Source organism: Parafrankia sp. FMc2 (assembly GCF_041008525.1).
Taxonomy (GTDB): domain Bacteria; phylum Actinomycetota; class Actinomycetes; order Frankiales; family Frankiaceae; genus Parafrankia.
The window spans coordinates 21904-37059 of the sequence record NZ_JBFLUG010000045.1; the positions used below are offsets into that span (position 1 = coordinate 21904).

Sequence of the window (15156 nt, forward strand, 5' to 3'; positions counted from 1 at the left end):
AGGTATCGATGGAGCGCCCGGCAGGATCGTCGGCGGGTCATACCTCGCCGAGGACGACGCAGCCGAACGACCACAGACCGGCAACCGCCGGCGTGGCCCGTACCCCTAACGTCCGGCTCCGCACCTCCCGGGAGGAACGCGGCTGGTCCCAGGAACGTCTGGCGAGCGAGATCCGGCGCTTCTCGGTCATCCACGAGGGCCGCGAGGCCGGCGTAACCGGAAATATGATCTGCAAATGGGAAAAGGGCGACAAAAAGCCCAGCCTTCGGTACCAACGACTGTTGCGCGCCCTGTTCGAGCGATCCTCCGCCGAGCTCGGTTTCGTCGACGACGACCCCAGCACCGGTCTGGCCGGCCTGCGCGCCGCCCCCGCCGAGCGGGCCTCCCGGGAGATCGGCAGCCCGGCCGGCACGCTTCTCATCCAGACCGAGAACGGAGCCGATCCGGCCGGTGACATTCCCGTCGAGCGCCGCGGCTTCCTCCGCCTGTTCGCCGCCGCGGGCGGCGTCGCCGTCGTCCCGCTGAGCACGGCCGGCGCCGACAACGCGCCGTGGGAGCGGCTGTCCGCCGCCCTGCGCCGGCGCACCACCGTCACCCCGGAGCTGACCGAGGAGCTGAGCCGGTGCACCGCCGGGCTGTACAGCCTGGAGGAGCGCGTTCCGGCCCGGGCCCTGTTCCCTCGGGTCACCGGGCATCTCGGCACGCTCACCCAGCTCCTGGAGTCCAGCGGCCGCTCTCCGGCCCGCCGCGAGCTCGCCTCGACCGCGGGTGAGACCGCCGCGCTCGCCGGCTGGCTCGCGTTCGACATGAACGACATTCCCTCCGCGCTGGCGTACTACCGGGTCGCCATCGAGGCGGCCCGGGAAGCCGACGACAGCGCGCTGTGGGCCTGCGTGCTGGGCTACGAGAGCTACCACAGCGCCGGCATCGGCCGGCACGACCAGGCCTGCGCACTGCTCGCCGAGGCCCAGCGCCGCGCCGCGAGCGGCAGCACCGTCATGACGAAGGCCTGGCTCGCCGGGCGGGAGGCCGAGGAGCAGGCCGCCCGCGGCGAGGGCCGGGCCGCGCTCGCCGCTCTGGACCGCGCCCAGGACTCGTTCGACCGCGCGGACGACGGCGACCGGGTCTGGACGCAGTTCTTCGACCGCGGCCGGCTGGACGGCATCAAGGTCACGACCTACACCCGGCTGCGCCGCCCCGCGGCGGCCCACGCCGCCGCGACCGAGGCGCTACGGGCCACCTCCCCGCACAGCGGCACGAAGAAGCGATCCCTGCTGCTCGGTGACATCGCTGAGGTCCACATCCAACGGCGCGAGATCGAGGCGGCGACCCAGTACGCGGCCGAGTCGCTGGCCATCGTCGCGGCAACCGACTTCTCACTGGGGCTGACCCGGATCCGGCGCGTGCGGGAACACCTGCGCCCCTGGCAGAACACCCAGGCGGTGCGGGATCTGGACGAACAGCTGCGGGCCCTGGCCTGAGGCAGCCCCGCCGCGCCCGGAGGCGGCGCGGGATCAGCCCCCGCTCGACCTGGATCCGCGAGGATCAGCTCCGGATCGACGGAGCGGTCTCCGCGGTGATCCAGTCCAGGTAGTCGACGTGGCCGGACACGATCGGAGTCGCGATGATCTCCGGCGTCTCGTAGGGGTGCGCGGCGGCGAGCTCCGTGATCAGGTCGGCCACTCGCTCACTCGTTGTTTTGGCGAGACACAGCCATTCGTCGGACTGCTCGATCGCACCGTTCCACCGGTAAGTGCTCCGAATCGGCCCGACCACCTGGAAACAGGCAGCAAGGCGCTGCTCGACGAGAGCCCTGCCGATACGATCCGCGGCGTCTGGTGAGTCGATGCTCGTGATGACCTGAAGGTATCCCACGCGTACTCCCACCCATAACCGATGGCTACGCGGGATACTCTACATCGCACACCCAGCATGACCGTTGATTTTTTGCCGATGACGGCGGGTGGCACATTAGATACAAGCCCGACTAGTTCCGGAATGGCGGGTCGCTTGTTTCGGGTCAAATCGACACGGAGCGCGTAAATCATCCCCCAAGCGCCCGCCCGCCACGTCACCCCGTCGTCTGGCACGCCCGGTAACAGTCGTAGACCCCGCCGACGCTCCGTACCGCCGCCAGCACCCGGTCAAGCTGGTCGGGACCGGTGACCTCGATGGTGAAACGGGCGTGCGCCACCCTGTCCTCCGAGGTCGACGTCGATGCCGCCCGTACCGAGGCCGAGGTGTCGGACAGGACCTCGGTGATATCTGCCAGCAAGCCGTAACGATCGAAGGCCTCTACCGCGATTTCCGTGGGGAAGGTCTGACTCTCCGCAGCGGTCCATCCCTGTACGGTCACCTGTTCGCGTGACGCCGCCGACGCGGCGGCGTTCGCGCATTCCTGGCGGTGCAGGGAGACCGCGCTGCTGTTGCCGGCGAAGCCGACCACCGTGTCCCCGGGGAGCGGAAGGCAACATCGGGCCAGACGCACTGGCACGTCAGTGCCCCCGATCTCGGCGAAGCCCGCCCAGTTCTGCGTTCCGCGGCGGGTGGAAGCATGCGCCGCGGCAGCGTCGGCCGATTCACGGCCGCGCGTGCCGCCGGCCGCGCCCGGCCGTTCCTCGCGCCTTCCCGACCCGGCGCGCCGCGCCCGGCGCCCGGCGCGGGCCGGCCCCGTCTCCACGGCCTCATCGGTCTGGTCAGGTCCGCCCGTCCCCGCGCCCGGTGCGGAACCGGCCTCGGCCGGAGGGCCGTCGAGAACCGCCGGCCGGCCGGATGCCCCTCCCCCGGCGACGCCGACAGCCCCTGCGGGGGCAGCGGTGGTGGGTGCTACCGACGCGCCCGCGCCGGTGCGGATGCCCGCGGGCGCCCCCGGTCGGCCGACTGCGCCGTGCGGACCTGTCGCTCGGGCGGGTGGCACCTGGTCACCGCCCCGGGAGCCGGCGGCGATCGCAGGCCGCGCGACGGGCCCACCCGAAGCGCCCGAGACACCCGAGACGGCGGAGACGGCGGAGACGGCGGAGACGGCGGGAGCGCCGGTCTGGGTCGCGCGGGCCTGCGCGTCCCGGCGGGCGCGGGCCAACCGCTTCCGGATCCGGACCCGCGCGCGGGACGTTCGCACGAACTCCAGCCAGTCCTCACTCGGGCCCGCACCGGGCAGGTTCGAGGTGAGGATCTGCACGACGTCGCCGTTGCGCAGCCGGGTGTGCAGCGGCACCAGCCGGCCGTTGACCCGGGCTCCGATGGCCCGATGGCCGACGTCGGTGTGCACCGCGTAGGCGACGTCCACCGGTGAGGAACGCGCTGGCAACGCGATCATCTTGCCCTTCGGGGTGAAGGTCAGCACCTCGTCGGAGTTGAGGTCCGAGGAGAGGGATTCCAGGAACTCGCCCGGGTCGACGGTGTCGACCTGCCAGTCGAGCAGGCTGTGTAGCCAGGAGAGGCCTTCGAGGCGCGCACCGTCCGCGCCCGGGCCGACCGGCTTGGCCACGATGCCGGTCTCGGCCAGGCGGTGCATGGAGGGCGTGCGGATCTGGATGTCGACGGTGCGCCCGGCGTCGTCCGTCACGCTGGTGTGCAGGCTCTGGTACATGTTGAACTTGGGCGTGGCGACGAAGTCACGCAGCCGGCCCGGTACCGGCCGCCACATCCCGTGGATGACGCCGAGGGCCGCGTAGCAGTCGGTGATGTCGTCGACGAGGACGAGCACCCGGACGATGTCGTTGTAGTCGCGGGGCGGCCGGCCTCGCTCCTGGGCCCGTTTGTGGATCGAGAAGATGTGGCTGGTCCGGATGGACACGGAGCCGCCGACCCGGGCCTCGGCGAGCGCGCCGCGCAGCTGCGCGACCATCCCGCCCAGGACGCCGCTGGCCCGCTCCGCGGCGGTGAAGTCGTCGACCATCCCGGAGATCTGGCGGTGCTCCTCGGGGTTGAGCACCGCGAACGACCGGTCCTCCAGCTCCCGCTTGATCACGCTCACACCGAGACGGTGCGCGAGCGGCGCCAGTACCTCCAGGGTGACCCGCGAGATCTTCTGCTGCTTGGGCTCCGACATGAAGCCCAGCGTGCGCATGTTGTGCAGCCGGTCAGCGATCTTGATGACGAGCACCCGGTAGTCGCGGGCCAACGCGACGATCAGCTTGCGCAGGGTCTCCGCCTCGGCAGCCTCGCCGAACCGCATCTTGTCGAGCTTGGTCACCCCGTCGACGAGGTTCGCGACCTCGCCGTTGAACTCCTCGGCCACGGCGGCCAGCGAGTAGCCGGTGTCCTCGACCGTGTCGTGCAGCAGCGCGGCGATGAGCGTGGTGGTGTCGACGCCGAGCTCGGCGAGCACCTCGGCGACGGCGAGCGGATGGCTGATGTAGGGGTCGCCGCTGCGCCGGATCTGGCCGGCATGCAGGTCGTCCGCCACCGTGTAGGCACGGATCACCGCCGCGATGTCGGCCTTCGGATGGAAGTCCCGGTGCGCCTCGACCAGGTCCCGCAGCTCCGGGGGCACCTGCGGGGTGCGCGGCGCGGCCATCCGGCGGGCCAGATGCGCCAGGCGCATGCTCGCCTGCCGGGCGGCGGTCACCGTCCGGGAGTCGGCGTCGCCGTCCGCCCGTGCCAGCGCGGGCGAGAAGCCGCCCGCCGGAAGACCCGCTCCCGCGGCCTCAGCATTCACGGCGTGCCCCCTCGCCCTCGCGGTCAGCTCTGTATGTCCGAGGTGACCCGGAAACAGTCGTACACGCCGTCGGTGGATCTGACGGCGTCGAGAATGTGGCCGAGATGCTTGGCGTCACCCATCTCGAAGGTGAACCGGCTCACCGCGACCTGCTCCCGCGTCGTGGTGACCGACGCGGAGAGGATGTTGACGTGATGGTCCGACAGAATCCGGGTCACGTCCGAGAGCAGCCTGGTCCGGTCCAGCGCCTCGACCTGGATGACGACGAGGAACACGGAACCCGATGACGGCGCCCACTCGACGGCGACCGTCCGGTCGTGCGGGCCGCCGCGCAGGCCGTCGAGGTTGACGCAGTCGGAGCGGTGCACCGACACGCCCTTCCCCCGGGTGACGAAGCCCGCGATGTCATCGCCGGGCATCGGGGTGCAGCAGCGGGCGAGCTTCACCCAGACATCCGAGGCGCCCGTGACCAGCACACCCGGATCGCCGCCGGCACGGCGCAGGGCCCGGATCGGCAGCTCGGTCTCGGCCGCGTCCTCCTCGGCGCTCTCGGCGCCACCCAGGCTCTGCAGCAGTCGGTTCACCACCGCCTGCGCGCTGACGTTGTTCTCCCCGACCGCCGCGTAGAGGGCCGTGACGTCCGCGTAGCGCATGTCCTTCGCCAGGGTCAGCAGCGCGTCACCGGTCATCAGCCGGGCCAGCGGCAGGCCATGGCGCCGCATCGCGCGGCCGATCGCGTCCCGGCCGGCGACGATCGCGTCCTCGCGGCGCTCACGCGCATGCCACTGACGGATCTTGGTCCGGGCCCGCGAGGAGCGGACGAACATCAGCCAGTCCTCGCTGGGGCCGGCGGAATGCGCTCGGGAGGTGAACACCTCCACCACGTCGCCGTTCTCCAGCTCGGTGTCCAGCGCGGCGAGCCGGCCGTTGACCCGGGCACCGACGCACTGGTTGCCGATGTCGGTGTGCACCGCGTAGGCGAAGTCGACCGGGGTGGAACCCAGCGGCAGCGGGATCACGTCGCCCTTCGGCGTGAAGACGAAGACCTCGTCCGCGGCACCGTCGAAGCGCAGGCTGTCGAGGAACTCCCCCGGGTCCGCCGTCTCCCGCTGCCAGTCGAGGATCTGGCGCAGCCAGTTCCGCAGGTCGGGGGCGGTGCCACCGGCCGGGCCGCCGGACTTCGCGGCAGCGCGGCGCGAGGAGCTGGACGTCCGGGCGCCCGACCCGTCCTCCTTGTACTTCCAGTGCGCCGCGATGCCGTACTCGGCCCGGTTGTGCATCGAGTGCGTCCGGATCTGCAGCTCGACCGGCTTGCCCTCGGGCCCGATGACCGTCGTGTGCAGCGACTGGTACATGTTGTACTTGGGCATCGCGATGTAGTCCTTGAACCGGCCCGGAATCGGCTTCCAGTTCGCGTGGACGGTGCCCAGCGCCGCGTAGCAGTCCCGGACCGAGTCGACCAGGACGCGGATGCCCACCAGGTCGTAGATGTCCTCGAAGGACCGGCCGCGGACCACCATCTTCTGGTAGATCGAGTAGTAGTGCTTCGGCCGGCCCGTCACCACGGCCTTGATCCGCGCGTTGGCGAGCTGCGTCTGCACCTGCGCGGACGTCTCGGTCAGGTAGACGTCCCGGCTGGGCGCGCGGTCGGCGACGAGCCGGACGATCTCGTCGTAGCGCTTGGGGAACAGCGCGGCGAACGCGAGGTCCTCCAGCTCCCACTTCAGCGAGTTCATGCCGAGCCGATGCGCCAGCGGCGCGTAGATCTCCAGCGTCTCGCGCGCCTTGCGTTCCTGCTTGTGCTCGGGCAGGAACCGCAGCGTCCGCATGTTGTGCAGCCGGTCGGCGAGTTTCACCACCAGCGCGCGGGGGTCGCGGGCCATCGCGACGACCATCCGCCGGATGGTCTCCGTCTGCGCGGCCTCGCCGACCTTGACCCGGTTCAGCTTGCTGACCGCGTCGACAATCTGCAGCACCTGCGAACCGAACTCGGCCTCGATCGTCTCGGGCGGGAGGTCGGTCTCCTCCAGCGTGTCGTGCAGCAGGGCCGCGCACAGGGTCGGGATGTCCATGCCGAGGTCGGCGAGAATGCTCGCCACCGCGATCGGATGGGTGATGTAGGGGTGCCCCGAGAAGCGGACCTGGCCGGCATGCGCCGCGTCGGCCACCTCGAACGCCCGCTGGACCTGGCCGATCTCCGCCCGCGGGTGGTTCGCCAGCAGCCCGCGAAGGACCGGGTCCAGCGAGGACGGCGGCGTCGCCCGGTGCGTGCCGAGCCGGGCGAACCGCCCGCGCACCCGCCGTGGCAGGGGCGGGGACTCGTGCCCGAGCCGGGGCACCACCGGCGACCCGCTCGCGGGGTCGGCGTCGTCCGCCTCCGGCGGGACGGGCCCGCCGTCGCCCGCCGCAGAGCCGCCTGCCGGCCCACCAGCCGCGAGGTTGATGGCCGTGGCACCGGTGCCACCGCTGGCCACGACCGTTCCGGAAGCCGGCAGGCCGGCCGCCAGCTGATCGGAGACCTCTCCCGCGGCGGACCGCCCGCCGACCGCGCCACCCGCCCCGGCGGCGGGCGGCCTGCCCCCACCGGGGGCAGGCTGCACCGGCCGCGTCTCCCCGGCGGATGACGCGGCCGTCGGCACAGCTCCGGTGGTCACCGGCGGCGCCTCGGGCACGGGCCGCTCCTGCTCAGCACATGAGCCACGGCACGGATGTGCGAAGGGCTCCTGACGTCGAGGTTAACGCTGTTGCCGCCCGCTGCCTTCCGCAGCCCCGCCGAGTCCACCCCGCGGCCACCTGCCGGTCACCGGCGCGGGCCCGGAGCCCGACGCTGGACGCGACCTGGGACCACCGTGCGTGAGCGGCGTAAGCCACAACCCGGACGAAAGGTCAGAGCTTCATGATCGACGTGACGTCAAGAACACCCGTCCGGTCTCGCCCTGACAGGAAGGTCAGCTCCATCAGGACGGCGAGCCCGACCACATCCGCCCCGCAGCCACGCAGCAGGTTGTGGGCGGCGACCGCGGTACCGCCGGTGGCGAGCACGTCGTCGACGATCAGGACCCGCTCCCCGGCAGGCACCGCGTCCTCGTGAATCTCCAGGGTGGCCGTGCCGTACTCCAGCGCGTACGACTCGGTACGAGTCACCCCGGGCAGCTTGCCCTGCTTGCGCACCGGTACCAGGCTCGCCCCGATCCGGTCGGCCACCGGCGCGGCAAGCAGGAACCCGCGTGCCTCGATGCCCGCGATGGTGGTGGCACCCCGCTCCCGAGCCAGGTCCGCGAGGGCGCCGATGATCACCCCGAACGCCGCCGGGGTGGACAGCAGCGGGGTGATGTCCTTGAAGACGACTCCGGGCTTCGGGAAGTCCGGGACGTCACGGACGTGGGCGGCGAGCACATCCGCGGCCGTGCCAAGCTCCGGCCCGCTGTCGACGCTCGTCATCGTGGTGGCCTCTCCGATCCTCGTTGTCGCCGCCCGTCAGGGCGGCCCTGTCCGCGTCGCTGTGGTGCCGGCTTCGATCTGCTTTACGCCGCCGGGCCCCGCCCACCCACAGCGGAACCGGGCCGGATCCCCATCCCGGGGGCACCGCCACCGCGTTCTGGCGAGCCACGCGCGGGACCGGGCCGCGGGGTGGTGCTAGCGCGAGCGCTTCTTACCACCGGGGCGCCGCCCCGCGCCGGGTCTGGGCTTCGCGCCACGCTGCCGAGCCGACGAACCGCCGAGCGATCCCGCTCCCCGGCCCGCTCCACCCGCGCTTCCGGCACCGGCCGCCGCGGGGCGCAACCCGCCCCCGACCCCGACCGCGTCGCCGGAACCCCGCGCCTCCGGTTGGTCCGGATCGTCCGACTGCAGGGCGGCTGCCATGCCCTCGTCCGGCCGGGCCTGCACCGAGCGGCCGGTCCGGCCGGCTTCCGAGCGGGCCCTGCTCGCCCGTGCCCGGGCCACCCGGGCATCGAGCGCGCGCACGTCCGCCTCGTTCCGCTTGAGGTCGACGAGCAGCGGGGTGGCGAAGAACAGCGAGGAGTACGCACCGGACGCGATACCGACGAACTGGGCGAGCGCGAGGTCCTTCAGCGTGCCCGCACCCAGCAGGCCGGCGCCGACGAACAGCAGCGAGGCGACGGGGATCAGCGCGATCAGCGAGGTGTTCAGCGACCGGACCAGTGTTTCGTTCAGCGCGTCGTTCGTCGCCTCCGCGTAGGTCCGCCGGGTCGACGTCGCCATTCCGGCGGTGTTCTCCCGCACCCGGTCGAACACGACCACCGTGTCGTAGAGAGAGAAACCGAGAATGGTCAGGACCGCGATGATCGTGGATGGCGTGACCTCGAACCCGACGAGCGAGTAGATGCCCATGGTGACCACCAGGTCATGGACGAGGGCGGCCATCGCTGCCGCTGCCATCTTCCACTCGAACCGGATCGACAGATAGATCATCACGAGTACCAGGAAGACGATCAGACCCTTGATCGCCTTGTTCGTGATGGTCGACCCCCAGGACGACCCGACCGTCGACACGGCGATGTTCTCGTCCGGGTTCTCGACGTTGAAGGTCTCCGCCAGGGCGTTCTGCACCTGCTCGGTCTGCTGGTCGGACAGCGTCGGTGTCTGCACCCGGAACTGCCCGGACGTCTCCAGCTGCTGGACGACGCTGTCCGCGGGATCGACCCCGTTGTCAGCCAGGACCTGTTCGACCTGCTCGACGGAGCCGCCGTTGGTCGGAAGCTGGAACACCGCCCCACCGGAGAACTCGATACCGAGTGTGAAGCCCCGGACAATCATGCTCAGCACACAGATCGCGATCAGTACTCCGGACACGGTGTACCAGACGCGCCGGCGGCCGACGAAGTCGACGTGGAACTCGCTGCGGTAGAGACGACCCAGCATCGACATGTCAGTGCTCCCGCCTCTGCCCGGCAGTACGCCGGCCCGATCCCGGCCGCGCAGCCGGCTTCCTCAGCTGGGGCACCGAGCCCGGCGGGCCGGAATCCCCCTCGCCCGGAAGGTCGTCGCCCCCGCCGCCCGGCGCGGTGCCGGCCTCCCCCACGGCAGTCGCCGGCCCCCGCTTCACCAGGCGCGCGGAACGCTCCCCGGTAACGCCGGTCGAAGATCCAGACAGCCCGGAGAACCGACTGGTGCTGAACAGCGGTCGGCGCACCAGCACCGTGACAAGGGGGCGGGTGAAGATGAACATGATCAGGACGTCGACGAGAGTCGACAGGCCGAGCGTGAACGCGAAGCCCCGGACGGACCCCACCGACAGGATGTAGAGCACCGCGGCGGCGAGGAACGACACGGTGTCGGCGGACAGCATGGTGCGGCGGGACGCCGGCCACGCCCGGTCGACAGCGGTGCGGACGCTGCGGCCCGCCTGGACCTCGTCCTTGATCCGTTCGAAGTAGACGACGAACGAGTCCGCCGTGACACCGATCGAGACGATGAGGCCGGCGATACCGGCGAGGGTCAGCGTGAAGCCGATCGCGTCGCCGAGGAGCACGACCGCCGCGTAGTTCAGCGCGGCGCTGGCCGCCAGCGACGTGATCACGACGATGCCGAGTGCCCGGTAGTAGAGGAACGAGTAGATGACCACCAGGCCGAGGCCGATGGCACCGGCCAGCAGGCCGCCGTGCAGCGACTCCCGACCCAGCGTCGGGGAGATCGACTCCGCCTGGGAGCGCTCGAAGGCCAGCGGCAGCGCACCGAAGCGCAGCACGTCGGCGAGGTCCTCGGCCTCCGACTGGGTGAAGTCACCCGAGATCTCGGCCGAGCCGGCGATGCGCTCGTTCGTCTGGGGAGCGGACTGGACGACCCCGTCGAGCACGATCGCGACCTGGGTGCCGACGGTCTCTTCGGTGAGCCTGGTGAACTTGCCCTGACCGGCGCCGGTGAACTCGACGTTGACAGCCCACTCGTTGGTCGTGACGTTCGCCGTTCCGCCGCCGCCGCGCAGGCCGGCCGAGGCGGAGGAGACATCCGTCCCGACCAGGGCGGCGGGCTTCAGCAGGTACTTCGTCGTGCCGTCGCGGTCGCAGGCCGCGATCCAGTCCTCCGGGCGGTCCAGGCTGGCGGTGGAGCTGCGCACCCCGGTAGCCGAGCACGTCAGGTTCGCGAACCGCTCGGCGACGTCGGCGGGCGGGCTGTCCGCGCCCCCCGCGCCCGCGGACGGCGCGGGGGGCGCCGCTGGTGCCGCTGGTGCCGGCGACGCCGGCGCCGCGGGAGCCGTCGCGGCGGCGCTCGGTGCCGCGGTGCCGGACGAGCCGGTTGCCGCCGCGAGCTGGATTCGCGGTCCGCCGTCCGACCCGGACGCGCCGGCCGACCCGGACGCGCCGTCCGGCCCGGGTGTGAAGGATGCGGGCTGGGCCGCGAAGCCGGAACCGCTGCCGGGCACGCCGAGTGCGGCCGGCTGCTGGCTGGCGGGTGCCCCGCTCGCCGCCGGAGTCGGTGCCCCGGTCGCCGCCGGGGTCGGAGCCTCGCCGGTCGGCGCGGTGCCACCCGGAGCGGTCGTCGCCCCCGGGGCCGGGGCCCCGGACGGGGCGGGGGCGGCGCCCGGCGCCGGTGTCGCCGGCGCGGCGGACTGTGCGATGTCCGACCCGGCCACCTCGCGGAAGCGCAGCTCGGCGGTCTGGCCGACGAGCGACACGACATCGTTGCGCCCGCGGCCCGGGACGGCGATCTCGATGGTGTCGCCCGCGCGGCGTACCTCGGCCTCGGCCACACCGAGGCCGTCGACCCGTTCGCGGATGACGTCCACGGCCTTGTTGAGAGCGGAGTCGTCGACCGAGCCGCCGGTCACCGACCGGGGCGTCAGAATGACGCTCGTTCCGCCCTGGAGATCGAGGCCGAGTTTCGGCGTCCAGGTGCTGGTGAGGGCCATGAGGCCGTAGAGGACGGCGAGCAGAGCACCAAGTGCCCCGAGCCGAGCGCCGACGGAGATACCTCCGGAGGCTCGTGCCGAGCGACGTGCCAACGCCAAGTCCTTCCTCACACACCGTCACCGATTCCGGCGGCGCCTACCGATTCCGAACGAGTGTCACCGAGGGTACGTTCCAACAGGCCCGCCGTGACACCACCAGCCGTCGACGGGCGCGTGACGGTCGACGATGGCGGGCACCACGCCCGCACCACAGCCTCCATCGAGTTCCCGAATGCCGTCACACCGACCGGTGTTCGCCCTGCCCGGGGCCCGACCGCCGGCGTCCCCGGGCGGGCGGAGAAGCGGTCCGACGCCCGCCGGATGCTCGGCACCGGACCTCGATCCGGGCCACAGAGAGTTACGAGCACGGCGAGCGCCCAGCACCCGGACCGCGGTCTAGAGCTCCTTGCGCGGCGGGCTCGGATTCCCGCCCGTGCCTTCGGTGCTGCCATCGGGGCGCGAACCGTCACCGGCGGATCCGGCAGGACCGGTGTCACTCGCCGGACCTGTCGAGCCTGCTGTGCCCGTTACCCCGGTCCCGTCAGTCGCGTCAGACCCGTCCGCCGCCCTGCTCGCGTCGCCGTGGGTCGTTCCGGGCGGCGCGGCGTGGTCGCCGTCCGCGGTGTCGCTCTCACTCTCGGAATCCGGAGTGCTGATCACCCGGGCGATGGCGTTGCGGCCGAACCGGCAGACCACATCCGGCGCGATCTCCAGAAGGACATCGGAGCCGTCCTGCTCGACCACGGTCGCGTAGAGACCGGCAGTGGTCACGACGAGCGTGCCGGGCACGATCTGGGAGAGCTGCTGCTGCTGCGCCTTCGCGCGGCGACGCTGCGTCGAGAAGAAGTAAACGATCAACAGCACAATGAGGAGCGGAAAAATCAGTCCACTGATGGAGCTGCCGCCGTCGTTGTCCGCCGCGCTCGTCAAGATCGCGAGTTCCTGCACGTCCTGCCCTCCTGGGTGTCGCGGCTGATCGTACGTATCCGCGCCACAGCCACCGCGGGCAGCCTGCCGGTGTGTTCCCGTGCTGGAGGGGTTCGGGTCGCGTCGAGCCCGTACGCCGGCCCGTGCGCCAGCGCGTCGATTGGCCGGCTCACACCGGGGGCGGCTCCTCGGCGAACAGCGCGACCTGAGCCTGTGACCTGCCGAGTGCGTCCGACACCGGCTCCATTCCCAGATGGGTGAAGGCCGCCGGGGTGGCCACGCGCCCACGGGCGGTGCGCACCAGCAGGCCCGCACGCAGCAGGAACGGCTCGGACACGTCCTCGACCGTCTCCACCTCCTCCCCGACCGCCACGGCCAGGGTGCCGAGACCGACCGGACCACCGCCGAACCGTCGCACGAGCGCGTCGAGCACCGCGCGGTCGAGCCGGTCCAGGCCGAGCGCATCGACGTCGTAGACACGCAGCGCGGCCTGGGCGACGTCCCGCGACACGACGCCGTCGGCCCGCACCTCGGCGTAGTCGCGGACCCGGCGCAGGAGCCGGTTGGCGATCCGGGGCGTCCCACGCGAACGGCCCGCCACCTCGACGGCGCCGTCGTCGGTGAGCCGCACGCCGAGCAGCCGCGCCGAGCGCGCCAGCACCAGGGCCAGCTCGTCGGCGTCGTAGAAGTCCATGTGCCCGGTGAAACCAAAACGGTCCCGCAGCGGGCCGGTGAGAAGGCCTGACCGGGTGGTGGCACCGACCAGCGTGAACGGGGCCAGGTCCAGCGGGATCGCCGTCGCGCCCGGGCCCTTGCCGAGGACGACGTCCACCCGGAAGTCCTCCATCGCCGCGTAGAGGAGCTCCTCCGCCGGCCGCGCGATGCGGTGGATCTCGTCGAGGAACAGCACCTCCCCGGGCGTCAGCGCGGTCAGGATCGCGACCAGGTCACCCGCCCGCTCGATCGCCGGGCCGCTGGTCATCCGCAGGGGGACGCCGAGCTCCTCCGACACGATCATGGCCAGGCTCGTCTTACCGAGCCCCGGCGGACCGGACAGCAGGACGTGGTCCGGCGGCCGGCCTCGGCCCTGCGCACCCTCCAGCATGATCGAGAGCTGTTCACGCACCTTGCGCTGGCCGACGAACTCGTCCAGCGTCCGCGGGCGCAGGCCCGCCTCGAAGGCCCGCTCCTCCGGCGCGGCCGTGGCTGAGATCAGGCCGTCCTCGCTCACGCCACCTCCCGCGACACCGCGCTCGTTCTCCTGCCATCGCTCTCGTTCCCGGCCGCCGCGCTCACAGCGCCAGCAGCGCTCATCGCGCTCATCGCGGCCGCAGGATCGCCAGGCTCGCGCGCAGCAGCGCGGCCGGGTCGTCAACCGCCGCCCCCGCACCGGTCGCGGTTCCGGCGGCTCCGGCGGCTCCGGCGGAACCAATCGCCTCATCGGCAGCCGCCCGCCCGCCCGCGGAGTCGTCGTCGGACTCGGCGGCCACGGCGAGGCCAGCCCGGGCGGCGATGACCGCCTCCTGCGCCTCACGGGCGGTGTAACCGAGGCCGACCAGCGCGTCACGCACCTGCTCGCCGCCCGAACCCCCGAGTCGGGCGTCGGGCGCCGGCGCCTGGCCGCCGCCGGGCGGCACCGTGCCACGTGCCGACGGAACCGGAGACGCCGGTGGGCCGAGCCGGTCCCGCAGGTCGAGCACGATGCGCTGGGCGCCCTTGCGGCCGATCCCGGGGACCTTGGTCAGCGTGGCCAGGTCCTCCTCGGCGACGGCCCGGCGCACCGTGTCCGGGCTGTGCACACCCAGGACGGCCTGCGCGAGCCGCGGCCCGACGCCCGCCGCGCCCTGCAGGATCTCGAAGACGTCCCGCTCGTCCGCGTCGGCGAAACCGTAGAGCGTCAGCTCCGTCTCGCGCACGACGAGGGTCGTCGCCAGCCGCGCCCGCTCCCCGACCCGCAGCCGACCCAGCGTCGACGGCGTGCACCAGACCAGCACACCGATCCCGCCGACCTCGACGACGGCGGACGCGGGCGACAGCGCCTGCACCGTCCCGCTGACCGAGGCGATCATGTCTCTGTCATGCCCGGACGCTCCGCCGAGTCATGCCCGGCGGAGTCATGCCCGTGCCCGCCGTGGGTCCGCGGAGCGCAGCCGGGCGAGCGCCGGCCCGCGCCACAGGTGGCACAGGGCGAGCGCGAGCGCATCCGCGGCGTCGGCCGGGCGCGGCGCCTCCGGAAGATCAAGAAGCCTTGTCACCATGAACCCCACCTGTGCCTTGTCCGCCCGCCCGCTGCCGGTGACCGCGGCCTTCACCTCGCTGGGCGTGTAAAGGCCGATCGGCAGCCCGCGGCGGGCCGCCGCCACGATGGCCACGGCACCGACCTGGGCCGTACCCATCACCGTGCGGACGTTCGCCTGGCTGAACACCTTCTCCACCGCCACGGCATCCGGGCGCAGCCGGTCCAGCCACTCCTCCACGCCCTCGGAGACGGCACGCAGCCGCTGCGCCACCTCGTCGGATGCCGGAGTGCGCACAACACCGACATCGACCAGATCAGCCCGACGACCCGGGCCACCGTCGACCACGCCGATACCACAGCGGGTCAGGCCCGGGTCCACCCCGAGAACACGCAACGATGCCTCCCGGCCACGGCCACGAA

General features: G+C 72.3%; 11 protein-coding genes. 1 reads left to right on the plus strand and 10 read right to left on the minus strand.

Annotation, left to right across the window (positions count from 1 at the left end; translation table 11 throughout):
* The first annotated feature begins 8 nt into the window (after positions 1 to 8).
* Entirely contained in the window at positions 9 to 1481 is a 1473-nt protein-coding gene (locus tag AB1460_RS17375) for a helix-turn-helix domain-containing protein (RefSeq protein ID WP_368962521.1), read from the plus strand.
* A 64-nt stretch (positions 1482 to 1545) separates the two neighbouring features.
* On the opposite strand, the gene cutA is transcribed toward AB1460_RS17375, so the two are convergent.
* The 10 genes from cutA to ruvC form a co-directional block, all read right to left on the minus strand.
* The gene (gene cutA, locus AB1460_RS17380) at positions 1546 to 1875 is read right to left on the minus strand and encodes a divalent-cation tolerance protein CutA (RefSeq protein WP_368962522.1); all 330 of its coding nucleotides are present in this window, start codon (positions 1873 to 1875) and stop codon (positions 1546 to 1548) included.
* A 196-nt stretch (positions 1876 to 2071) separates the two neighbouring features.
* Positions 2072 to 4660, minus strand: coding sequence for a RelA/SpoT family protein (locus AB1460_RS17385; protein WP_368962523.1), 2589 nt, complete (start codon positions 4658 to 4660; stop codon positions 2072 to 2074).
* 23 nt (positions 4661 to 4683) lie between these two features.
* Entirely contained in the window at positions 4684 to 7332 is a 2649-nt protein-coding gene (locus AB1460_RS17390) for a RelA/SpoT family protein (protein WP_368962525.1), read from the minus strand.
* A 214-nt stretch (positions 7333 to 7546) separates the two neighbouring features.
* A complete protein-coding gene (locus tag AB1460_RS17395) occupies positions 7547 to 8101 on the minus strand; it encodes an adenine phosphoribosyltransferase (protein ID WP_368962526.1) in 555 nt (184 codons plus the stop codon).
* 195 nt (positions 8102 to 8296) lie between these two features.
* Entirely contained in the window at positions 8297 to 9550 is a 1254-nt protein-coding gene (gene secF / locus AB1460_RS17400; RefSeq protein ID WP_368962527.1) for a protein translocase subunit SecF, read from the minus strand.
* Between the two features lies 1 nt (position 9551).
* Complete coding sequence (gene secD / locus AB1460_RS17405) at positions 9552 to 11624, minus strand: protein translocase subunit SecD (RefSeq protein WP_368962529.1); 2073 nt, start codon at positions 11622 to 11624, stop codon at positions 9552 to 9554.
* Between the two features lie 342 nt (positions 11625 to 11966).
* Positions 11967 to 12518 carry a preprotein translocase subunit YajC gene (yajC, locus tag AB1460_RS17410; RefSeq protein WP_368962530.1) on the minus strand — a complete coding sequence of 184 codons (552 nt, stop codon included), beginning with the start codon at positions 12516 to 12518 and terminating at the stop codon, positions 11967 to 11969.
* Between the two features lie 148 nt (positions 12519 to 12666).
* Complete coding sequence (gene ruvB / locus AB1460_RS17415; RefSeq protein ID WP_368962532.1) at positions 12667 to 13728, minus strand: Holliday junction branch migration DNA helicase RuvB; 1062 nt, start codon at positions 13726 to 13728, stop codon at positions 12667 to 12669.
* Positions 13729 to 13816: 88 nt separating this feature from the next.
* Complete coding sequence (ruvA, locus tag AB1460_RS17420) at positions 13817 to 14566, minus strand: Holliday junction branch migration protein RuvA (RefSeq protein ID WP_368962533.1); 750 nt, start codon at positions 14564 to 14566, stop codon at positions 13817 to 13819.
* A 45-nt stretch (positions 14567 to 14611) separates the two neighbouring features.
* Entirely contained in the window at positions 14612 to 15130 is a 519-nt protein-coding gene (ruvC, locus tag AB1460_RS17425) for a crossover junction endodeoxyribonuclease RuvC (protein WP_368962534.1), read from the minus strand.
* Positions 15131 to 15156 lie beyond the last annotated feature (26 nt).